The sequence below is a fragment of the Pleionea sp. CnH1-48 genome (genome assembly GCF_024124665.1).
Classification (GTDB): Bacteria; Pseudomonadota; Gammaproteobacteria; order Enterobacterales; family Kangiellaceae; genus JAMXSB01.
Window position 1 is genome coordinate 217,552 of record NZ_JAMXSB010000006.1, and the last position, 23,430, is coordinate 240,981.

23 protein-coding genes are annotated in these 23,430 nt (G+C 41.3%); 8 read left to right on the forward strand and 15 right to left on the reverse strand.

Features of this window, described 5'->3' with window-relative positions:
• Positions 1–2 precede the first annotated feature (2 nt).
• From NH399_RS11355 to NH399_RS11370, 4 genes are all read right to left on the reverse strand, one after another.
• Positions 3–422: a response regulator gene (locus NH399_RS11355; RefSeq protein ID WP_253040349.1), complete on the reverse strand. Its 420-nt coding sequence runs from the start codon at positions 420–422 to the stop codon at positions 3–5.
• Between the two features lie 2 nt (positions 423–424).
• Positions 425–1,888, reverse strand: coding sequence for a PAS domain-containing sensor histidine kinase (locus NH399_RS11360; protein WP_253040350.1), 1,464 nt, complete (start codon positions 1,886–1,888; stop codon positions 425–427).
• Positions 1,889–2,131: 243 nt separating this feature from the next.
• Complete coding sequence (locus NH399_RS11365) at positions 2,132–2,830, reverse strand: OmpW family protein (protein WP_253040351.1); 699 nt, start codon at positions 2,828–2,830, stop codon at positions 2,132–2,134.
• 146 nt (positions 2,831–2,976) lie between these two features.
• Complete coding sequence (locus NH399_RS11370) at positions 2,977–3,846, reverse strand: MerR family transcriptional regulator (protein ID WP_253040352.1); 870 nt, start codon at positions 3,844–3,846, stop codon at positions 2,977–2,979.
• Positions 3,847–4,017: 171 nt separating this feature from the next.
• On the opposite strand from NH399_RS11370, the gene NH399_RS11375 reads away from it, so the two are divergent.
• From NH399_RS11375 to NH399_RS11385, 3 genes are all read left to right on the forward strand, one after another.
• Positions 4,018–5,028 (forward strand): DUF523 and DUF1722 domain-containing protein, encoded by a 1,011-nt coding sequence (locus NH399_RS11375; protein WP_253040353.1) that lies wholly within the window; start codon positions 4,018–4,020, stop codon positions 5,026–5,028.
• Positions 5,029–5,033: 5 nt separating this feature from the next.
• Positions 5,034–6,464, forward strand: coding sequence for a deoxyribodipyrimidine photo-lyase (locus NH399_RS11380; protein WP_253040354.1), 1,431 nt, complete (start codon positions 5,034–5,036; stop codon positions 6,462–6,464).
• A 92-nt stretch (positions 6,465–6,556) separates the two neighbouring features.
• Complete coding sequence (locus tag NH399_RS11385) at positions 6,557–7,291, forward strand: DUF4197 domain-containing protein (protein ID WP_253040355.1); 735 nt, start codon at positions 6,557–6,559, stop codon at positions 7,289–7,291.
• 55 nt (positions 7,292–7,346) lie between these two features.
• Here NH399_RS11385 and NH399_RS11390 read toward each other — a convergent pair whose 3' ends face one another.
• The 4 genes from NH399_RS11390 to NH399_RS11405 form a co-directional block, all read right to left on the reverse strand.
• Positions 7,347–7,544: a hypothetical protein gene (locus tag NH399_RS11390; RefSeq protein WP_253040356.1), complete on the reverse strand. Its 198-nt coding sequence runs from the start codon at positions 7,542–7,544 to the stop codon at positions 7,347–7,349.
• A 138-nt stretch (positions 7,545–7,682) separates the two neighbouring features.
• Complete coding sequence (locus NH399_RS11395) at positions 7,683–8,357, reverse strand: response regulator (protein WP_253040357.1); 675 nt, start codon at positions 8,355–8,357, stop codon at positions 7,683–7,685.
• A 14-nt stretch (positions 8,358–8,371) separates the two neighbouring features.
• Positions 8,372–9,730 carry a cell wall metabolism sensor histidine kinase WalK gene (locus tag NH399_RS11400; protein ID WP_253040358.1) on the reverse strand — a complete coding sequence of 453 codons (1,359 nt, stop codon included), beginning with the start codon at positions 9,728–9,730 and terminating at the stop codon, positions 8,372–8,374.
• Positions 9,731–10,012: 282 nt separating this feature from the next.
• Positions 10,013–12,325: a winged helix-turn-helix domain-containing protein gene (locus tag NH399_RS11405; RefSeq protein ID WP_253040359.1), complete on the reverse strand. Its 2,313-nt coding sequence runs from the start codon at positions 12,323–12,325 to the stop codon at positions 10,013–10,015.
• Between the two features lie 362 nt (positions 12,326–12,687).
• Here NH399_RS11405 and NH399_RS11410 point away from each other — a divergent pair, with 362 nt between their 5' ends.
• A complete protein-coding gene (locus NH399_RS11410) occupies positions 12,688–13,884 on the forward strand; it encodes a serine hydrolase (RefSeq protein ID WP_253040360.1) in 1,197 nt (398 codons plus the stop codon).
• A gap of 67 nt (positions 13,885–13,951) precedes the next feature.
• Here the strand turns inward: NH399_RS11410 and NH399_RS11415 are convergent, their stop codons facing one another.
• The gene (locus NH399_RS11415; protein ID WP_253040361.1) at positions 13,952–14,323 is read right to left on the reverse strand and encodes a hypothetical protein; all 372 of its coding nucleotides are present in this window, start codon (positions 14,321–14,323) and stop codon (positions 13,952–13,954) included.
• A complete protein-coding gene (locus NH399_RS11420) occupies positions 14,320–15,519 on the reverse strand; it encodes an MFS transporter (RefSeq protein ID WP_253040362.1) in 1,200 nt (399 codons plus the stop codon). Before NH399_RS11420 ends, NH399_RS11415 begins: the two co-directional genes overlap by 4 nt.
• Positions 15,520–15,655: 136 nt before the next feature.
• On the opposite strand from NH399_RS11420, the gene NH399_RS11425 reads away from it, so the two are divergent.
• From NH399_RS11425 to NH399_RS11440, 4 genes are all read left to right on the forward strand, one after another.
• Positions 15,656–16,237, forward strand: coding sequence for a TetR/AcrR family transcriptional regulator (locus NH399_RS11425; RefSeq protein ID WP_253040363.1), 582 nt, complete (start codon positions 15,656–15,658; stop codon positions 16,235–16,237).
• A gap of 308 nt (positions 16,238–16,545) precedes the next feature.
• Entirely contained in the window at positions 16,546–18,144 is a 1,599-nt protein-coding gene (locus tag NH399_RS11430; protein ID WP_253040364.1) for an endonuclease, read from the forward strand.
• 303 nt (positions 18,145–18,447) lie between these two features.
• Positions 18,448–18,963 carry a hypothetical protein gene (locus tag NH399_RS11435; protein WP_253040365.1) on the forward strand — a complete coding sequence of 172 codons (516 nt, stop codon included), beginning with the start codon at positions 18,448–18,450 and terminating at the stop codon, positions 18,961–18,963.
• Positions 18,964–19,064: 101 nt separating this feature from the next.
• Positions 19,065–19,451, forward strand: coding sequence for a hypothetical protein (locus NH399_RS11440; protein WP_253040366.1), 387 nt, complete (start codon positions 19,065–19,067; stop codon positions 19,449–19,451).
• Between the two features lie 66 nt (positions 19,452–19,517).
• Here the strand turns inward: NH399_RS11440 and NH399_RS11445 are convergent, their stop codons facing one another.
• The 5 genes from NH399_RS11445 to NH399_RS11465 form a co-directional block, all read right to left on the reverse strand.
• Positions 19,518–20,264: a lipase family protein gene (locus NH399_RS11445; RefSeq protein ID WP_253040367.1), complete on the reverse strand. Its 747-nt coding sequence runs from the start codon at positions 20,262–20,264 to the stop codon at positions 19,518–19,520.
• Between the two features lie 181 nt (positions 20,265–20,445).
• Positions 20,446–21,336 (reverse strand): phospholipase A, encoded by an 891-nt coding sequence (locus tag NH399_RS11450; RefSeq protein WP_253040368.1) that lies wholly within the window; start codon positions 21,334–21,336, stop codon positions 20,446–20,448.
• A gap of 75 nt (positions 21,337–21,411) precedes the next feature.
• The gene (locus NH399_RS11455; protein ID WP_253040369.1) at positions 21,412–21,993 is read right to left on the reverse strand and encodes a hypothetical protein; all 582 of its coding nucleotides are present in this window, start codon (positions 21,991–21,993) and stop codon (positions 21,412–21,414) included.
• Positions 21,994–22,303: 310 nt separating this feature from the next.
• Positions 22,304–22,513, reverse strand: coding sequence for a cold-shock protein (locus NH399_RS11460; protein WP_253040370.1), 210 nt, complete (start codon positions 22,511–22,513; stop codon positions 22,304–22,306).
• A 503-nt stretch (positions 22,514–23,016) separates the two neighbouring features.
• Positions 23,017–23,256: a TIGR02647 family protein gene (locus tag NH399_RS11465; protein ID WP_253040371.1), complete on the reverse strand. Its 240-nt coding sequence runs from the start codon at positions 23,254–23,256 to the stop codon at positions 23,017–23,019.
• Positions 23,257–23,430 lie beyond the last annotated feature (174 nt).

Genomic DNA, 23,430 nt, shown 5'->3' on the forward strand with positions numbered 1-23,430 from the left:
TGTTACTCTCCAAATTTCTCACAAATTTCGATGGCTTTCTCTCGAGAAAAAGGCTTCGTAATATACCCTTGAACAAGTGGATTGTTATCTGCTTTTTCGATATCACCAACAAACTCCGAAGAGGTTAACATAAGGATGACAACGGGTTGATTGAAATCAAGATTAAGCTCAGCATAACGCTCTAAAAACTCAAAGCCATTCAGTTTTGGCATATTAATATCCAACAAAATAACTCTTGGCGGAAACTTACCATTCAAGGTGACACAAGAGCTTTGAAATTGCTCGAACAAAGAAAGAGCTTCTTTTCCGTCTTCTGCCACCAATAAATTTCGAACATTACCATTCTTATTGAGAAAGTAAGACGCAATTTCAATATCGGCTTGATTATCATCAACGATTAATACGGATCGAATGGTTTTCATTATCACTCTCTCACTGGAAAAGACACTTCAACAACGGTATTCTTTTTAAAAGACTGAATGTGATACTCACCACCCATATTCTCGATGTGTTTTCGAACAAGATACAAACCTAACCCACTGCCTGAATACTGAGCGCTGCCTCTGACAAACATATCAAACGCAGTATCATGTATCGACTCATCAATACCAAGGCCATTATCACAAACCCGTATTAATATATTAGCACTCTCCCTTTTTATTGTTATCCATATACTTCTTTCTGACTCTTTTTTATCATAGTACTTTATGGCATTTGAAAGCAGGTTATCTATGATTTGCCGTATTCTTGAACGGTTACCTAATATTTCTGAAACAGAGATATCCAAATGCAAGTGAATACGAGATTCATCCATAGCCTCTTGATGAAGAATGAGCAAAGAGTTTATGAACTCACTCATTTCTATCAATTCATTATCATCACATTGAATATCAGCCTTAGCCAAATTAAAAAGCTCATTCACTAATGAACTTAAGCTATCTACACTCGCAATCATTTTATGGTGAATACTCTCAATCATTTCTGGATTGCTATATAACTCCTCCTGACAAATATGAACTAACCCTTTGATGGATTTTAGAGGAGCAACAAGGTCATGAGATACTCGGTAGTTAAACTGCATTAACTCTTCGTTCGCTCGCTTTAACTGATACTCTGATTGCTTAAGTTGAGTGATGTCATGAATTAATAAAATAGCACCTCCGACAGCGCCATCAGGAAAAAACCAAGGATGAATATGAACGGTTCCGATGATAGATTCTTGTTCAGGAGTCAAAATGGATATCGACTCAATCGTTTTAGCAACACCATCAGAAAGCACTGCTTCAAGTGTAGTTTGAATGGGCAATTGAGAAGCAAAATAGTCCTCAAAAAAAGATTCGGTCAAATCATCTCCGGTATAACCTAGTAGCTGGCTCCACTGTTGACTAAGACAAAGAAAACGTTGCTTCACATCTAACATTGCCACAGCAGAGGGCAAGTGACGAACCAAAGTACGCAACTCATTAAGGGATGATTTCCGTTCACTTCGTTCAATTGCAGAGTGCTGGATAACTTGGTCGTCGCTTATTCTTCGAGAAACGCCAACCGTTCGCTCAACTTTTCCACCATCATTAAAAATGGCATTCTTAATAGTATGAAAGTAAGCTGTCTCTCCTTGAGAGTTTGTCACTGGTTCAGAAGCAATATCTAACATACGACCACTAGAAAAAACATAATGGTCATCCTTTACATACTGAACGGTATCATCAGGATCGCTATGAGGTGCATCAATAATATCCTGCAATTCCTGGTTGGTCATACCATAGTATTCAAGAAATGCACGATTTGCCCACAACAGCTTAGAACGATCGCCTTTTACAAGAATCAGGTCATTAATCGCATTCAGTATTGATAGATACCACTCAGCGTCTCTAGCTTTGGAGCTCATTCGAGAAAGTCTCTTATTTGACGACAGATTAATCTGTTTTACATCCCTATCTATAACAATAATTGATGTGTGGTATATATCTAGTAAAAAGAAGAAGTATTAGAGAAATTAATTAGACAATGATTAGAAAGTATAAAGAGTTTTCAGGTAACTCAAATACCAATAACTCATATTAAAATACTCATAAATAAGGCTTTAAGAGATAAACTCCTAAAGCCTTACAAAAACACTTACACTAAAGTGTTAAAATCTTTTACCAAAACCTAACATAATAACAACAGGATCAATATCAGCTTCTAATGTTAAATTACCTAAGTTAGTCGTATTAAGAGTCGCTTCGGTATTAATATCAATCATCCACGCATGCACATTAAAATACCAATCATCAGCAATTTCGAAGTCAACGCCAGCTTCTAAAGCGAGTCCCCATGAATCATCAAGAGAAACATCCGTAGCACCTGCGGCCCCCTCTAAACCAGCGGTCGCTTTAGTATCAAAAAAGCGCGTGTAGTTAAGACCAACACCGACAAAAGGCTTAACGGTTTTGGATATTGGGAAATGATATTGTGCGGTAAATGTCGGTGGCAAATGACGAGTCTCGATAATCGTATCCAGCCCAGCATTAGCTAACCCACCTTGAACAGAAATGTCATGCTTAAATGGTGTTGCTGCCAATAATCCGAAAGCCCAACTATCGTCAAGCATGTAACTCATGGTAAAACCAAGCTGGCTATTATCATCAACATCAATAGTTGTTGTTCCTCCCCCTAAAGTGACATCGGCCCCGCCAGACTTTAGCGTGCCACTTTCAACGTCAGGGTTCACATTAGCAATACCCAGACGAACAATAAAATCACCCGACTCAAGAGCATGAGAAGAAACACTAGAAATACTTAAAACAGCAATCACTACTTTGGCAATAGATGAAAACTTAAAAGACATAACAAACTCCTCTAGACGTCTTTCAAACTTGATGAGCGCCAGAGTACTGCATCTACAACCTGAGCGATTGATGTAGATCAAAAAGCGGGGCTTTTGTATAAATCGATAATATATTTATAGAATTTAGCAGCTGTTGCTCACTAACTTTATTGAAGCCAGCCTGATAACAACTGCTGCGGGTTTGAGTAAATGTGAAAGTGAGATTCCAATTCAGCAATAACAGCCGCAGCTCCACATATAGTCAAAGAATCCTCCGCCTGCACTTCGTTATTGAGTCTGGAAATCTCATCTTCTTTCCAGTGACCATCCTGATACAAAACAACCTGATATCCATGTTCGGATTTAACGATAGGTATCCAAGTGCTCATATCACAGGGCAAGGTGATGCAAGTGACTCGTCTTCCCGCATCACTTAGCTGAATAGCCAGAGCCATCAAACGCCAGATGGGTGAAGGGCTTCCTGCAATCAGTAGCAGTGGTGGAAGCTGCTTACTCGAAATCGCCTTGTTGCCACTGGCAATACGAATGACAACAAATTTAACCCACTCACTCTGCAAAAACTGAAACGCCGCACCCGATTGCTTTTCTAACAAGGCCATCACAGGTTCAACTAACTGCGTCGCAACCACCGCCGATGAGTAATCAACAAAGCATTGATTTAAAAAGTTATCAATTTTATGAGAGCAAAACGACAAAGCCAGCTCACACAACTTACTTTGCTGCTGCGACCATAAGTGGGCTTCTTCAGTATCCGTCTCGTGGCTTTGAGTTTCTTCCGATTCGGCAAGCAGTGCTTTGACCTTACTAACTGGCACTCCCCTTTGAGTCCAATAAAGTATCTTGGCGACTCGCTGCACATCAGTTTCAGAATAAAGACGATGGCCTTTTGCCGTTCTTTTTGGCTTCAATAGGCCATAACGTCTTTCCCAGGCTCTCAACGTAACGGAATTAACATGAGTTTTAGCACTCAACTCACGTATCGGAAAAAGCTCATTATCCATAGTACTCAAGGTCATATAAAGCGGCTCAATCTTACAGGTGCAGGAACATAAATATTGTACAAACAAAAAACTTGTACAATATTTTCTTATACAGTAATATTTATTGTACAAGATATCCAATCAGGCATCAAAAGTAGGAAGTAAGCGAGTACAAATATTAGCAAGGCTATCATTTAGGAGACGTTTATGAGCAACGATACATCCATCCCTATAGCATTCCATCAAGCTAATACCCCCGATCACCCCATCGAAAACAAAGTCAAAGTTGGCTTAAGTGCTTGCCTTGCTGGCTTAGATGTTCGCTACAATGGAGGCCACAGTCGCTCCAAGATCTGCAATAACCGACTGCAAAACTATTTTTCTTTTACGACCTTTTGCCCAGAAGTCGCAGCCGGATTTGGCACTCCAAGACCAACCATGCGTCTAATTGGCGATCCACAAAACCCAACGCTCACTTACAGCGACGATAGCCATGCCGATCTTACCGCACAGCTAACAGCAGGCTTTCAAGATAAACTGGAGTCTTTTGCGTCACTTGACGGCTACATTCTTATGAAAAACTCGCCAAGCTGTGGCATGAATCGAATCAAGGTTTATCAGGAGAATGGATACCCCCACCCAGAAAAGGGACGCGGAATATTCGCAGCAGCGTTAAGAGAGCGCTACCCTTTGCTTCCAATTGAAGAAGAGGGACGACTCAACGATGCCAAACTGTTTGAGAACTTTGTTTTAAGAGTTTATGCACACCACTATTTTCGCCACGAAGTGCTCAAAGCACCTTCATTCACAGCACTGATTAACTTTCACAGTCGTTATAAATATGTGGTGATGGCACATAGCCAACAAAGCTATCGCAAACTTGGCCGCTTGCTGGCTAATGGCAAGCAATATTCACTGGACGATTTAATACCAACTTACCAAACATTATTGATGACATCCCTTAGTCGTCCAGCAAGTTCTAAAAACCATACCAACACCCTCATGCACATTGCTGGGTATTTAAAAAAGACGGTGCCATCAAAAGCAAGACAGCATATCGCTCTTATTATCGAGCGTTACCGCAAAGGAGAGCTGCCGCTGGTCACTCCCCTTACTCTGTTAAAACATTACATAGATCAGTCCGATAATCTTTATCTGCGTCAACAAAGATATCTGGCTCCTTATCCAGAAGAACTGGGTTTGAACAACAGGTTATAAATGCTATGTCATCGTCGACAATAATATGTTGGTTTCGCCAAGACTTACGGCTCAGTGACAACCCCGCACTGTTTAATGCAAGCCGTGAAGGAAAGATCCTACCTATTTTTATTTTGGATGATGATAATGCCAAACAAGATAAAAAAGGGGCCGCGAGCAGAATCTGGCTGCACCATTCTCTGTCAGCGCTTAACGAATCTCTTAACGGCCACTTAAAACTGTATAGAGGTAACGCTCTCGCTGTCATCCGCCAGTTGTGTGAGCACCACTCTATAAAAACAGTTTATTGGAATCGATGTTATGAACCTTGGCGCACACAAAGGGATGCGGAAATTAAAAAGCATTTGCTCAACCAAGGGATTAACGCCAAAAGTTTTAATGCTTCATTACTGTGGGAACCTTGGGAAAACCTCAAAGCGGATGGAACACCCTACAAAGTATTTACTCCATTTTATAAACGAGGCTGCTTACAAAGCATCCCTCCTCGGGCTCCTCTTTCAGCTCCGCAAAACATCACCTTTTCAGAGGGAAAATTCCATACATTAACGTTACCAGATCTAGCCTTACTATCGACTCTTAACTGGCCAGACACCATGATGGCTCACTGGAAAGTTGGCGAACAAGCCGCTCAAAAGAAACTGAAGAGTTTCATTAAGCATCAACTCGATAACTACCAGCAAGGGCGAGATTACCCGGCGAAGAAAAGTGTTTCACGGTTGTCCCCACATATTCATTGGGGCGAAATTTCACCTCACCAAATCTGGCAACAGGTAAACCAACTAGAAAGTAGCGAAAATACCGAGCATCTAAAACGAGAGCTAGCCTGGAGAGAATTTTCTTACTCATTGTTATTCCATAACCCAGAACTCACCAGTCAACCACTGCAAAAAAAGTTCAGCTATTTTCCTTGGCAAAAAAATAATCACTTTTTAACAGCTTGGCAGAAAGGTGCGACTGGCTACCCTATCGTAGATGCAGGCATGCGAGAATTATGGCAAACAGGGTACATGCATAACCGGGTCAGGATGATCGTAGGCTCATTTCTGGTGAAGAACTTACTGCAACACTGGGGCGATGGACTTGCTTGGTTCTATGATTGTCTGGTTGATGCCGATCTTGCCAGCAACAGTGCCAGTTGGCAGTGGATTGCTGGTTGTGGTGCCGATGCAGCACCTTATTTTAGAATCTTCAACCCCATCACCCAAGGCAAAAAATTTGATGAACAGGGAGACTATACTCGTCAATTCGTTCCAGAACTAAAGCACATACCCGATAAGTATTTACATGCTCCCTGGGAAGCTCCCGAAGAAACTCTAAATAACGCGGGCGTCATTCTAGGGAAGAACTATCCCCTCCCTATTGTTGACCTAAAGGAATCTCGAGCAACAGCACTGGATGCCTATCAAACGCTCAAGTCTGTCACTTCATTTGAATAAGCCACACTTTCCATAGAATTATGTTCGACAATAGAGTGACTTTGACTTATAAGTAATGACGAGCATAACAAAATAAATCCACAGGTCTCACTATGCAAAAAATAATCCTTGTTAGCCTCATGCTAGTTTTAGCTGGCTGTAAAACCGCACAACCTTATGTCGAAGCACTGGGTCAGATAGCACTAGAAAATCAAGTACCCAGTCAACAAGAATCAACATCCGCGATCAAAGAAGCTTTGGTTAAAGGAGCGGGCAGTGCAGTTTCCAGCCTAGGGAAAGAAGGAGGCTTCAGCCAAAGTGCTTTTAAAATTCCTTTACCAGAGAATATTCAAAACATTACCGAAAAAGCCAGAAAATTCGGCCTGGGATCTTATGTCGATCAATTTGAACTCAGTATGAATCGTTCAGCCGAAAAAGCGTTACCCCACGCGATGGATGTGTTTAAGCAGGCGATTTCTCAAATGAGTGTTAGCGATGTCATCGGCATCTTACAAGGGCCCGACAACGCAGCAACGAACTACTTTAAACAAACAAGCACCAAGGCTTTAACAAATAAGTTTTTACCCATAGTGACAGACGCAACGTCAAAAGTAGGCGTAACTAAAGAGTACAAAAAGCTGAGTGATAAGATCAATGGTTATGGCTCCATGTTTGGAATCAATATGCCAGAAAATATCGATCTTGATCAATATATTACTAGCAAAGCAACCGATGCTTTATTTGTAAAAATGGCAGAAGAAGAAAAACTTATTAGAGACAATCCAATAGAAAGAACGTCTTACTTACTCAAAAAAGTTTTTGGATACTACAGTAAACAGACGCCTTAGTTGTGAACAACAATAATAAAGCCAGAGTATAGCTCTGGCTTCTAATGGACCAGCCTTAGCATTTTCTCTTACGTAAGCGCGATCCGGTCTTTTGTTTAGCACGGTCACAGACTTTTTCTGCCTTAGCAATATCTTCACGTTTTTCGCTGGCTTTCGTCTCATTTGACTGCCCTGCTAAAGATTCATTTTTTTCGGCAACAGAACATGCCGACAATAAAAAAAGTGTCGAAAAAATAACAACTACTGCTTTCATAATAATACACACTATTGAATTAGGAGATACTAATAGTATCAACTAGTGCGGGTATAGAAAGTAATTATTTACGCAACAAGGAGTTAATTTGTATCAATTAAGCTACATTATTTGTCATCAGAATAGCCAGCATAAGACTTAGTCCATCACTGGCTCATATTTATAACCAACACCATAAACGGCTCGAATACATTCTTTGTCGGTAATAATTTGTTTGATTTTTTTGCGTAAATTTTTTATATGGCTATCAATGGTTCGATAAGAAATGACTTTTCCTTCAACATAAACCCGGTCAATAATATGATCACGAGAAAAGATTTGGCCAGGGTTATTGTAAAGCAAAGAAAATATTTGAAATTCGATATGGCTTAATTCGATGTTTGTTCCCTTGAAACTGATTGCATATTGCTTTTTGTCTAAAACAAAGCCATCAGGTTGCTCACTCTTCTTGAAGTTATACAAACGTAAAATATTCTTAACTCTGACTACCACTTCTTTAGAACTATAGGGCTTACAAATATAGTCATCGGCACCAATTTCAAAACCTAACAGACGATCAACTTCATCCACTTTGGCCGTTGTCATAATAATAGGCACAGAAGAGAACTTACGAACTTCTCGGCATATATCGATTCCATTCATACCAGGCAACATTACATCAAGCAAAACAATATCTGGCGAGTGAGTTTTAATATGCTCAACGGCATTTGAGCCATCATGCAGTAACTCTACGCTCATCCCATCGCGCAACAAAAACTTTGCCAGCATACTCGCTAACTCAAACTCATCTTCGATGATTAAAACTTTAATCATAATCACCACTCACTTCATATATGCATTGGTATTTTACAAATGATTCGAAGACCGCCGAGAGGGGATTGTTCCGCTCGAATATCTCCATGATGTGCCTCTATAATGGCTTTGCATATCGACAATCCAAGCCCGGAGCCACCAGTTCGTCGATTGCGCGACGCATCTACCCGAAACATACGCTCAAACAGCTTGGGCAAATCTTCATCCGACACACCCGGCTTTGTATCATCGATAATGATAAGGCATGCGGAGGAAAGCGCTTTGACACTCATTCGAGTCTCTCCTCCTTTATCGGTATATTGCAAGCTATTATTCATTAAATTGCCCAAAACTTGAAGCAATCTTTGATAATCGCCCAAAAACTCAAGTTCATCATCTAATTGAACATCAATAGAAAACTCAAGCCCTCGCTCAGCAGCCAGTGTTTTGTAGGTCAATTCCAACTCACGGAATAACTCAACCGCAGGAAAAACCTCTTTAACAAATTGTAGTTGATTCACGTCTGCTTTTGACAGAAAGTAGAGGTCATTAATTAACCGATCAATTTGTTCTATTTTGTTCCTTAACATCCCGTAGCTTTCTTCAGGCTCCGAAATCCCTTCTTCCAGTGCCTCCAGGTGAATACGAAGCACCGATAGCGGTGTTCTGAGTTCATGAGAAATATCTGCCGACAGCTGCTTTTTGCTCTCATACATCTGCTCAATATTATTCGCTAAACGACGCATGCGATGAGACATGTCTTCGGCCAATATAAAGACCGTAAATAATCCTAACCCTACTAAGGCAGGCGCGGCCGAAAAATGATTAATCATCTGATAATAACTGTAATAGTAACTATTAGGTTCAGCTCCCTGGAGCAAAGCGACCGTTCCCATGAGCCACTGAATAAATGCGTAGCAAAAGAAAATAGCTGCCGTCGCTTTTTCTGATGCGCGAATTTTTCTGGGTACTCGAATAAGTGTCCAGGCAGCACCACTTAATAGCACCGCAGCCGAATAAGGAGCAAACACCATGCTTAATCCAGTATGAGGCTGAACCACAGTAAACCAGGCGATAAGCGACTCGACAGCGATCAGATAGATAATAAGTTCTCGCGGCCAGGCTTTCAGACCCGCACGTTGTCGAAATCCCACATAAGCTAATGCTTGTATAATGAGAGAGGTGGCATTAACGAAAATCCAATAGAGATCTTTATTCGGAAAAAAACTATTCAGCGCATTAATAACAAAGTTTAATGTAGAAACAACAAACAAGCAGGCCCATGTCAAAGTATAAGGTTGCCGTTCTATATTCTTCCAGACCAGAAAGAAAATGGCACTCAACATAATGTTGATCAGAAACAGGGCGATGTATAAGTAAGTAATGCCAGACATTTAGAGCCAACAATTTGGGATTTTAATCATATTCCAATATACCAATAGTAAACCTTTAAAAAGTACCAGATTCTCACTTGCCGTATTTGTGACTCAGTCCTCATTTACAATGCAGAACTGTAACCTGAAAATAGATGGGAACAGATCTCAGCCGATAATGACTCTATTCGTGAGAAGCTTCTCCAAGCGCCAACTATCGCAGATATCTTTTCAACTATCCTAGCATTTCCTAAACCAATTACCAGTCGATAAAGTCAAAACTCGAGTGGGTTTTAAAAGACTCTATTCAACTGAAGTAGAGCTTTGACGTAACCTTTGAGTCACTCTATCTCTTAGCTCATTAAGCTTTTTCTGGTGTTGTTTCAATAACGTATTGAACTCAGGTTCTCCATGCAAAGGTCGCAAAAGATGATTATTCTGTAATGACCACCATTCTCTATTGTAAGACTCGAGCCAGCCCATCTCTAACGCTTTATTCAGATGCACTAAAGCTTGTGGCTTGTTATCGAGTTGCGCATTAACTTCTGCCAAAGTAAATTCTGTCTGAACACTATCGAATATTCGCTTCTGTTTGAGAAACCTTTGCATCTTATTAAATACTAGATCAGCCGCCTCTTTCTCATCTAAATTGGCCAAAGTAGCCGCATACAGCACCAGCGAGGAGTAGTTATCTGCGGTCACTTTAGTTAACCGAATAGACGTCTTATCACGCCACTCTGGGTGCAGTTGCAGTAAACTGCCTTCAGCCAGTGTGAACTCTCCTGCGCGAAACTGGGCCGTGGCGAGCCTGAATAAATTCAATTTGTTAGTAGGATGATATTGATACAGACGCTCCATACTCGACACAACTCGGCTATCATCCCCTAGCTCACTAGCCTGTATCGCATCGAGAAAAACACGAAAGTGTAGATGTTGCGGCATCAACTTGGTATTCAGCTCCCGAGCCATTTTATTTGCCCCTATGCTTAAATAGATAAAGGCCAACTCTTCGCAATATTCATCACTCGAACACGTCTCAAAAAGCTCAGCATTATCTAAATACCATTCAGTTATTTCCAAAACTAACTCTGGGGTATATCGATTCATCTTTACAGCATCAATCACCTGAGAAAAATACTCGGAGTCGAGACTTAACGCCTGGAGATACATTTTTTGCGCTGAATCTTGCTCACCTTGTGATTGGAAATAAAAGCTTAGAGAACGCTTCAGTGATGCCGACAGCGGATTAAGCTCAATCGCTCGGTTCATGTGTTGAATAACTTCCGACTTCTTACCTAAGCGCTTTAGCAGCTTACTATACCAGTGATGAGTCGTGGCATTATCATCAAGCTCAAGAGAACGAATAAACGCTTGTTGTGCCTGTTGAACCATCGTCGAATCAAGCTCACCAAAACGGGCTTCTTGATAATAAGCTTTATCGGTCAAGACCATGCCTTTTGCTGCTAAAGCTCTCGCAGAATCAGGCTTCAAGGCCAGTGCTTTCATAATATGAGGTAATGCAGCCTCGATGGCCTTTTCTTCACTCCAGTTGGCCCAATGATGAAGGAGCGAATAAGTGATCCCCAAGCCAATATGCGCTTCGGCATAATCAGGCTCTAACTCAAGACTATGCTGAAAATAAGTAACCGCTTTGTTGAGCGCTTTAGGATTCTTCTGGCGCCAGTGATATTGCCCCATCAAATACCATTCATAAGCCTGAGTATTGATTCTTTTGAGCGGCTCACGCTCATGCTTTGTAGCAAGACTGGCACGAGGACCGCCATCCGGCTGAATAATGTCTTGAATAGCCGCACTAATACTATCTTGTAGCTCAAATAATGTCTGACTGTCACTATCAAACGTTTTAGACCAAAGTTGCTGTCCGTCTTCGGTACTAAAAATTCGGACATTGATACGAATCTGCTCCCCTACTTTTTGCACGCTGCCATCGAGTAAAGCCGCTACCTTTAACTCCTGACCAATGTCGGTCGCATTATATTGGCCTCGATAGGTAAAAGAGGAATAGCGAGAGATGACTTTTAGTGACGGGATTTGAGACAGTTGATTGATAATGGCATCAGACAGTCCATCAGAGAAATATTGATGATCTTGCTGTACGCTCAGATCATCGAAAGGCAAAACAGCGATGGAGTTAATATTCAATGAGGCAGAAGGTGAGCTTTTATCGCGAACAACAAAATAGAGAGACAGCACAATAATAAGAAGTAAACTTATAACACCAATATAGGAAAGCATCGGCTGAGTCGATTTGGCATGGGCCTCTTTTGTGTCTTCTATTTTGCTAACCTCTGCAATGAGTATGTAGCCGACACCCGGCAATGTTTTAATAAAGGTCGGGCTACGAGCATTATCGCCCAAGGCTTTTCGAATTTTACTTATTGCTACAGATAGGATGTCATCGGCGACAAAACTGTCTCTCCATACATGCTTAACAATCTCTCCTTTTGTAAGATCTTCTCCGCTACGCTGCATTAAATACAGCAGCACCTGCATGCTTTTATTGTCGATAGCGCGCGTGTCAATTCCATTCGATAAGGTATTCGTTCGAGGACATACAACCCAAGAGCCCAGTTGATATCGCTGGTTATGTTCCAAGAAGGTATCCAATTAATTTTTATTTAATTTTAAGTCGATTATAACGTATTTATAAGCGCATTCATTGCTTTTAACTTGCATTCCTATCACCTGAGCTCATTAGCTCTTGCAGTACTCTATTGCAGAACAAACTCCCTCAAACATATCTTGCCCAGATAAGCCTTCTTACTCCAACTCATTGATAACAATAAATTAATTTAGCAAGCTCTCTATTCTTATATGAGCGATAAACTGGATTTAAGAACGATTTAAGAACTTTTAAGTTGTTTCAAGCACCGCTCCACAGTAGCTTTTTCTTCACTTTAGCCAGTGCATGCAAAATCGAGACATTGGCAACATTGTTCACCATCCAAAGGATACCTATGATCATTAAATCAACATTCAAAAGTCTAGTTACCATCACTATCTTAAGCGGTGTTACTAGCCTTGTTCCGGGAATGGCGGAAGGAAGCAGCAAGAGCACTCCGGAGGCGAGTGTCGCAGACGCTCAAATTTCATTCTGGGACTTACCCTATCTCAAAGAAGCGTATATCGATACAACGCCAACGGACAGAAAAGATGGCTTGGCTGTCGGCAGTCTAACAACCAGCGGTGCAAATAAAACGATGATCTTACAGCTGGCGCGTGAGATGGCTGATAAAAAATATGGTGAGTACGATAGTCTACTTATTGCCCACCAAGGCCAGCTTATCTTTGAATCCTATTATTTGCGTGGCCGTATCAATTTGTTTCATCAACAAGCGTCAGCGACAAAATCCTACACCAGTCTGGTGCTTGGTCGTGCAATCGAGCTGGGCTATCTGTCTATGGCCGATTTACATAAACCTTTAACCAGCTTTCTCAAAGATTTAGAGCCAACAAAATGGGTTAAAGGGACAGAACAGCTCACCTTACACCAAGCCTTGACTATGCGTGGAGGGCTTAGCATCAGTAACGACAAATGGCATGAATTAAAGGGAAACCCAGCCTCATTAAAAGGCCAAGGCTTGGTTCAAACGCTTCTTGCACATAGTGCGCCGATCACCTCGGAGTCTCAACGCTTTGTTTATGGCAACTTTAATCCAGATCTGGTGATGCAAGTTATTGAAGCCGTCGTGCCAGGAACGGCCAAAGATTTCATTGAAAAAGAGCTTCTCAACAAAATAGGCATCACAGCCTATCGTTGGCAAACACACCTAGACGGACTGCCCGTAGGTGGAGGCCCCTCCTACATGACATCACGAGACATGATCAAGTTAGGAAAACTGATCATCAATCAAGGCAAATGGAATGGCAAACAATTGATATCCGCAAAGTTTCTTTCGCTAGCCACCAGCAGTATTACTAAAGCAAGCGAAGACTGGCATCCCGATAACTTTAACTACGGCTACTTTTTCTATCAAACAGATATAAAGGTTGGCGACAAAAGTTATGACGCCAATGTCGCCTGGGGCGGAGGTGGGCAACATCTTATAACGATTGAAGAGCTTGACTTAATTGTGGTGATTACTGGTCATGACTGGGAAGATAAAATATTCACTCAAGTTGCCAAAAGCATTCTTCCAGCCTTTGTTCAATGAAGAATAGTCTTATCGACCGTTGCTTGAACTCAGTCTCGTTAAGGTATCCCTTAACGAGACGACATGCTTAAGAATATCGAGGCGCATCATCTTTACGCAGTCCTAACGCTTGTAAAAAGTTCTTACTGGCCAACACCCAGTAAAGCCAGGCTTTGCGCCAACGACTACCGAGCAACACAATATGAATATGCCATCCCTTCTCTCGCCTCGCACTGTATCCGCTGTATAACAAAGAATAAGCTTCTTCGTCGCCCAATACTTTTTTAGCCAGCTTTTTTGCGTGCTCAACTCCAATGTTCATCATTTCTGCAACCTCTTCTTTGGATGGTTGATTTTGCGTAATGGGAAAAGCCAACACGTAATAAAAAGGCAACATACTTTTATTAACGGGTATCAACTGACAGTATTTCCCTGATGATAAGATCACTGTTTCTTTCATAATTGTCCTTGGCTAGTGCTAATAAAGTGCTGTCGATGCGCGAAGATAAGAGGCAAACAAAGCCCACTTAACAAAGCAGCAATAATAAAGTGCCACAGAAACCCTATTTGCTGCGCTAAAATTCCACTCAGCGAAGCAGCAGCGATACTGGTAAAAACAACAATGGAGGCTTGAATAGCATAATCACTGGCTGCACATTGCTTACGACTTTTATCCATCATGACCGTAAAAAGGCTAGCGGTAACCAGACCGCCGCAAAAATGCTCCACAGCACTTAGGGTTAGAATAAGATTCCAGTCAGCTATTCCAGCGGGCAACAATGCCCATCCAGATAATGTGATAGCTTGTAATGTGGCAAAAATCATCAGTGCGCGAAAACGACCCAATACCGTGACCCAATAACCTCCTAAAAGAGCCCCCAGCAAACCAGCAACAAAACCAACGGTTCCTAGCACCCAAGCTATATCTTTAAGAGACAAACCATTATCAATTAGCAGTGGACGAACCATAGTCCCGGCAAGGTAATCACCAAATTTGCAGGCGACTAAAATAGCAATCCATCCCCAGATGCTGGATAACTTAAAAAATTGGGAGAAATCTTTTAACGTTAACGGCGATGACAGAGCGGGTCGCGTATTGCCGATAAACAGCGCGGGCAAACTGCTTAACAATAAAAGTGCCGCCAAGATCCACAACGAGTACTGCCAACCTAACTGAGAAAACCAGGCCAATAACAAACCGCCAGCGGTGATCATTCCAACTCGATAGCCCGCCACTTGAATACCGTTACCGATCCCTCGTTCTTCTACGGATAGTAAATTAATGGCTATGCTGTCGGTGGCAATATCTTGTGTTGCGCTGAGCAGATTCAAAATAAAAAAGCCAAACAACAGAATGCCAACACCTGAGGCTAGAAGTTCCGTCAAAGGCTGCGATGACAATATGAAAAGAGTCATCACCGCACCACCATTGGCAGCCAACACCCACCATCGATAGTGACCGATCTTATCCACCCACGGCGCCCAAAAGCACTTAAAAGCCCAAGGCAGTACCAGCAAAGAACTTAGACCGATAATTTCAAGACCAACGCCTTCATCACGCAGTAAAGCAGGCAATGACTGAGTAAAAAAACCATAGGGCAGTCCCTGTGCAATATACAGGCTGATCAGTAGCAAAAATTTATGTGTTCTTGTCATCAACCTTCCCAGAGTTTATTGGTCAATCGTCCAATATAAGCCAGACTAAATGATCAAGACATTAACTGTCAAGTAAATTGGCCATTTGTCCAATTTATTAATATAATGGCTGCCTTACCAACAACGAAGCAAAACGATGGCAAGACCTTCAAACAAAGACCAACGACGTAAGGATATCGCAACGGCCTTTTTAGCCGTTATGTCAGAAAGCGGCTATGCTGGTGCAACGATTCGCGCCATCGCTAAACAAGCTGATATATCACCAGGTTTAATTCATCATCACTTCGCTAACAAGCAAGATATCTTACTAGCCGCCGTGAACCAGCTCGTTATGCAAGGAAGAGAAAGATACGAATCTTTGAGTGCCTCATGCAACTCTCCGCGCGAACAGCTTCAAGCATTCATTGATGCTCGCCTCGGCCTTGGTGATGGTCATGATAAAGATGCTGTTAAAGCCTGGATACTAATTGGCTCAGAAGCCGTTCGTCAGACCGAAGTGCGACATGTCTACCAACAAGCTATTGCCGACCAACAAAAACATCTTGCCGAACTGATTGCCAAATCAGATCAGCACCAACAACCAGAAGAAAACTACCAGTCTCAGGCGGCATTAATACTCTCTGCAATAGAAGGTGCCTACCTGCTTGGCAGCACTTGTTCAGATTCTCTGCCCCAAAATTTTGCCGCGCAAGAGTTAACAAAATGGCTGCCTAATTAAAAACAGTTTTAAACTTTTGTACTTCTTACAAGACATTGCTCACACAACATTTATCTCATAACGAAAACTCCTTCTTCCTACACCGACTCATTTAATAATTATTTAATCACTCATTCATTTAAGTAGCACATTATCTAAACAATTTGTTCACACACTGTGGTTTCGGAGACGCGCTTTAACTCTGACAACGACCAACTGTGTTCATCAAGAATGTATCACCGTCATTCTATACCCAAAGTATTTCAAGGCGACGGGTATATATTTGGTCGACTTTCATTGACAAAAACAAATATTAGAGAGGCCAGGTAATGAGACTTTATGTCCTGTTAATAATCTTTTTTATCTCCAACCATAGCTACAGTGAGTTATTAATTTCTGAAGTACTTTATGACGCACCCAATAATGACTCTACGGAAGAATATATAGAAATTTATAACAGTAGCTGCTCAAGTGTTTCACTGTCAGGTTATTCGTTGCATGACAACTATGGAAGCTATAACCTTTCTGGCAATATCGCGGCTAACAGCTATTATGCTGTCGCCAAAAGTGCATCAGGCTTTAACTCACTCACAGGAAAAACAGCCAGCCAATCAGGCTTGAGTTTAGCTCTTGGAAACTCTGGAGATAGAGTTGTTCTGAAAAAAAACGGCAGTGAGATTGATCGAGTTGCCTGGGAAAACTATGACTCAGGATGGAACATCAATGCATCCAACACTCCAATATTGCGCAGCCACTCTACAGATACCAACAGTGTTAATGACTGGCAGGCAGGAAATAATTTTAGTAACGTTTTAACAGGTGCTCTATCGGCCAACTGTAATGGAAATAATTCGGGCTCAGCATTAGAGAACAACACAGCGAAAACTCAATTGAACGCAAGCACAGGAAGTGAACTTCACTATTACCTTAACGTTCCTTCCAATGCCAGCCAACTCACTTTCACTATTAGCGGTGGTAGCGGTGACGCCGATCTCTATACACGTTTTGGCACACAACCAACTACTTCTCTTTACGATTGTCGTCCTTATCTAACAGGCAACAACGAAAGCTGCTCTGTCGCGTCACCTCAATCTGGCACCTACTATGTTACGGTAAGAGCTTATAATGCGTTTGATAATCTCCAGCTCATCGCAACTTACAATAGTGGTGGCAGTGGCGGTAATAATGGTGGCATTGATGACCCAGCGGGTTACTCTTATAACAGCTACTACGCCAGCGCGCTTAACCAAAGTGGCAGCTCGTTAAAGCAGGCTCTCAATCAAATTATTCGACAAGGGCACATTCGCAAAACATACTCACAAGTTTGGTCGGCGCTAAAGTTTACCGATGAAGATCCAAATAACTCAAACAACGTATTACTCATTTACAAAGGCACGTCTATCGACAAAGATGACAATGCAGGCCAATGGAATAATGGAGATGCCTGGAATCGCGAACACGTATGGCCAAAGAGCCACGGCTTTCCTAGTCAAGGTCAATGGGGATATACCGACATCCATCACCTACGGCCAGCTGACGCCAGCATCAATTCCTCACGAGGAAATAAAGACTTTGACAATGGAGGCTCCAGTTTATCAGAAGCCCCGCTTAATCGTGCAGACTCCGATAGCTTTGAACCACGAGATGAAGTTAAAGGCGATGTTGCTCGCATGATTTTTTATATGGATGTGCGCTATCAAGGCAATGACAGTTCTGGCACGCCAGATTTAGATATCAGAAACTATGTTAATACTAGCGGCGCGACCATCGGCAAATTATGTACACTGCTAAGTTGGCACCGTGCTGATCCGGTTTCTGATTGGGAAAAACGCAGAAATGGCCGAGCCCATCAGAGCCAGGGAAATAGAAACCCATTTATCGACAATCCAAACTGGGCAGAAAGCATCTATGCAAGTTCATGCCCCTAGTGAGTAGAGAGCAGGCCGAAAATTATCGGCCTGTTTTTACCTATTTATATAAGAGCGACTAGAAATCTCATTGTTTTATTAACTTTTTTATTCTTACCAGACTCTGCTTTATATACTTAATAAATTCTTTTTGATTGAAAACAGCCGCCACTAAAACTTCTGACTATAAAAACAAAAACTCACATTACTTAGCGCAAAAAGAGATTCAAAAAATGTGGATTCATTCACATAAGTTAAATATTTATGGTCAAAAATGAGTCTATACTTTATGGGTAATTCGCAAGGACACATTGGAGAAATGTCATGGATCAACGACTAACACAAATTCTTTTTGTGGTTATGATTATGTTGCAGGTTGTTATTATTTTTCGCACGGGTGACAACAATCAAACGATTCAACTCTCAAATAAACAACTGGATAGTATTGCACATCAAATTGAAACCGCAGTTATCCAATCAAAGTACAATGTTGATACGGATTATCTGATTACTGAACTCACAGAACACTTTAATAGAAAGTTAGATAATCCATCATCACAACTTGCGTTGCACCCATCAACAACAGAGCCTGAACACACAAAAGCCCATGACATAGATACCGAAGAGAGACAAGAACAACGTCAACAGGCGGTAAGAAATATTGAAGATGTTTTAGGTCAAGCGATCAGCAACGGTCATTGGACAGCACAGGACAGCGAAGCCATTATCAAAGACTCAGCATTTATCAGTTTAGAAGACAGAATCTATTTATTGGATTTATTTGCTCAAGCCGTTGAGCAAGGCTTAAAAAATGTCGAAGAATACCCACCACCTCTCTAACAGATTCCAGCAGTGATAGAAGTGCCAAAAAAGCATTTCTTTGGAAGTAGTAAAAACCAACTTAACTTTTTATTTTTACTGAATAACATGGAGCAACTGCTATGAAAAAGCAAATCGTAACTCTCGCCCTTGCCACTTTTGCGTCAATCAGCTCAATGGCTGCAATTCAGGGCATCGTTACAGTGAACTCAACTCAAACATCAATTACAGGCCAGATGAACGTTGGACCTAATCCAGCAGCGGGCCACAACAATAGCTATATTTGGACGAATGGCTATGCGAACAGCAGCGTAGGTTTTGGTGGTTACGATGCAGTTAATGGTCGTTCTTTTTATTGTACAGTTGCATCTGGCACAGCACTTTATAATGCGGCGGTCGCCATTCGTAACGGTGCGGGCAACCACACTTATCTGCGAGTCAATAAAGGCACATCGGGCAGTGCTTGCACCTCGATCTTTATCTTAAAAGATTCTCGCCGTCATAATTAAATCAATAAAACAATGAGTTGCGCGCTCTTTATTGTGAGTGCGCAACAATCAAATAAGATGAGTATCCTACTGTTTTTCTAATGCCGCTATATAATTATTTAGACTGTGATCAGCGGGCAAATCCCATGAGTTACCAAATGTGATACGGTGTTCATAATGAACATGCCCATAATGATATTCATGAAATATCGGCGGACATGACTTCGGGGGAAGATCAGGAACAACATCGTGGGAGTTTACCACTCGCCAGCAATTCTGGATGGACTGGTTATACTGAAAAACAAAATCAGGATTACCCACTCTAGGCCCAGCGAAAGTATAAACGATAGGTACATGCCCCATATTTTTTACCACATCCAAAGCATTTAATACCGCTAAGGCACCACCTAAGCTATGTCCAGTAATATAAACGTTCTTAAAGTCTTTTTGCTGCTTTAAAGTATCAATGACAGTTGCTCTTGGTGATGGATGCGTTTTTCCTTTCGATGTGTTGTAAAGCTCGCCAAAGCCCAACTCAACTTTAATAGACGCATCAAAGAAGTTATAGTGCTTTTGCTCATACTTTGCGTCCTGAATCCATTCTTCTAAATTATCAGTACCACGCCAGGTAATGTACAACTGGTTATCTTTTTCTGCTATAAAACCGATGGGGACATGCACACCTTCATAAACGGCGTGCAATGTTTCTAGCAAGCGATACTCTTTCGGCAGCTCCCATTTCTTTGAATCTTCGTAAGCACTGTATTGTAAATAAGACTGTTCACATAGTAGTGCCAGCTCTATTGATAGCTTGGGAGCGTATTGAATGTCCATGCCGTTCTCCTGTCTCTGAAATGAAAGCTAAAGAAACACTATAATATATACCCGTCGCCTTTCAAGGTGCAGCGGTGTTGGCTGCACTTTGAAATACTTTGGGTATAGATTGCAAATGAGTCACGACAAAGGATACGACTCAGCTCCTATCGAGATACTAATGAATTTCGCAGAGCCGAATTTAGAGCCAGTTGTTAAGCATAAACCCAATCCCTAAGCGGGTGTTTTTATGGTTGTAATCGAGCAGTGTTTCACCGTAGCCATGAAATAACTGAACATACCCTCTCACTTTACTAGAAAAAGGATAACTGTAGTTTAACTCTATCGCTCCCTTATTATCAGAACGTAAGTTGTTCCTTAACAACAGACTGAGTTCATTATTACTAATGCGGCGAAAAACACCTAACTCAAAGTAACCATAAAAATCATCAATATCAGGATTATCATCTCCTGTTACATCTTGTGGGTTTTCCTTGGCTCTTTCTGGCAAACGCCACCAAGGTTTAAAATGAATATAGATATCTTCATATTCTAATATGGCGCTCATATAAAGACGATTCCAGCTGCGAGAAAACTCACCATCTCGTCCATTACTTTGATGTGATAGACCAAAAGTAATTAACGGAACGGTCGCACCCAACCATTCAGCATCGGTAGTAAAACTCAACATCACTTCGGGCTCATGATTGGTATCACGAAACGGACTAGACTCATCAGTATTGAATGCCTGCCAGACGGAGGTTGAGGTATAGCCAAAGTGCAAATAACCGTTGTCTTCGAACAATGTTTGTCGAGTAACAGGCACTTTAAAACTCACCTGAAACTTAACTTCGGTATGCATTAATAATGTATTCGAGTCTTCATATAAAGACTGATTAGGGTCACTTTGATAAGTCAGTGGCAAGATATAATTAATCTTATGAGGGATCAGTGCGAAGGTATTGTCATAAGCTTTGAGCTCTTCTTCGATTCGCTTTTGAATCAGACCTTTTTCTTTCTCTTCGGCTTGAGGGGCTTCTTCAGCGAAAGCACAAGAGATCGCACAAAATAGTGCGAGAAATCGAAATATCATAACCACTTAACCATTGTTTCTTTTTGACAGTGGCATACTATCACGATTTCGGTAACAGCGAATACTTTTTGCTCACTAAGTCAGCAAAGGTTCCAGCCTAACCACTCGCCTTCCTTTTTCATCATTGACTTCAAACATTCCGTATTTAAAAGCTTCTTTATATAGCCCTAACAGGTTTTTGATCTCATAGCACTCTAATGATTGAAATACAGCCGGAAACACGTGTTTTTCAAGTGCCATAGCCGTCGTGGTGAGACCTAAATATTTAGCACCTTCACGAACACCCGAATGCAGATACACTTTATCAGGCCAGATATCCAGATGAGCACCAATACGCTCGCAGGTATCATATACCATCAGCTCCCCAATACGCTCGATATAACCTATGGCCCAGTGCACCCGCTCATACAACTCATCAAAATGCTGCACCCCTTCAACCACATCAGGTGTTAATGATGCTTTAACATCTTCCAGTGCAGACTGGCGCACTCGATACTGGTGAGCATAACGAATGCCTTTATCATTTTCGGCGTGAGCAGCCCACTCTAAAACCCGATTAAGATCGCGCTCTTCTCGATAACATCGTAACTCTTCTTCTATGTTGCTTCTTTTGGTATTGATAAAATCTTCAACGACAGCAGCTAAAAAATCACTCAAACTATTTATCTCGGCTTATTTTATTTTTTATACAAAATGCACATAATTATTACGCAGTCGTTAGCCTCATGATATGTCATCTTAGGACAGTTTGGTCTGCAATGAGTGTCCATTTACGACAACATCTCTGCGCATTGATGAGTCACTCAGTAGTAATAAGGGGTAAACGAAATAAGAGAGATAACAAGTCGCTCTGCAACAATAGATAAAAGAAGAAAGCTATTAATTCGCGCCCATAAAAAAACCCGCTTTTAAGCGGGCTTTTTTTCTCTTTAACCTATAACAGCTCATTAAGAGCCGTTATAAATAATTAAAGAGCAACGATGTTCTCAGCTTGAGGGCCTTTTTGACCATCAGTGATAGTGAACTCAACTTTTTGGCCTTCAGCAAGAGTTTTGAAACCAGAACCCTGGATAGCGCTGAAGTGAGCAAATACGTCTGGACCAGACTCTTGCTCGATAAAACCAAAACCTTTAGATTCGTTGAACCACTTAACGGTACCTGTAACTGTTTCTGACATAGTCGTTATCCTATTAATTAAAAAGTAAAAAAATGCCTTTAAGTAAGGCGCACTGGTAAGAAATGACACCGTTACTTATTTAAACTACAGGGACGAGCTACTACAGAGAACACTACGTAATGAGGAAAATAAATGTAAGGCTTTCTTCCAAGTCAAAATGAGTATAAACACAAATAATAGTAAGTCAAATTAAAGTTTTGTAGATAGCAGAACATGAGATAAGCATTTCAAACTGTGTGACTGGTAACCGATTAAAAAACCACTTAAATCATAAGCTTACATAAGTAAAACCACTGAATATCGACATAAAATAAGGGGAATTATGAGCGAGTAAGCCGCTAAAACACTGACCTTAACTGCTCAAAAACCATTCAATAGCGCTACAAAAGGAAAAACTCCCGGCAATTACTCAACCAGGCAAGCAAATAACCACGATTAAAGTTGGTTAATTACTTGCCAATCTAACGCCTTCTGAGCAAAAAAACATCGCTCAATAATGTCTTCTATTTAGCGTGCCCTAAAGCAGAGTAAAGAATATGGATGTGCTCAAGTAACTCAACTCCAGCATCGGTTAAATAGCCACCATCAACGTGATCCGTTAGTCCTTTGTCAAATAAGCGCTGAGCAGCTGCGATATTTTCTGGAGCTGCATCACTGTGGATTTTGATACCACTCATCAAACTGCTGGATTTAAATTGAAGGAGAAGATTCATTTCATCAAGCATTTCTGTTGTTATTATCATCGCAATGATCTCTTATTGATGTTGGAAATATCTAGGAGCTGTCGCTCTTTCGTTAAATGAAAACTCAACAGTCTCTAGTAGTAACACAAAGCTCCAGAATAATGAAGACTCAAAACTCTGCCCTGTTTTTAACACAATGCATCAACCTGAGACTTGTCACTATTCTGTTTTTCA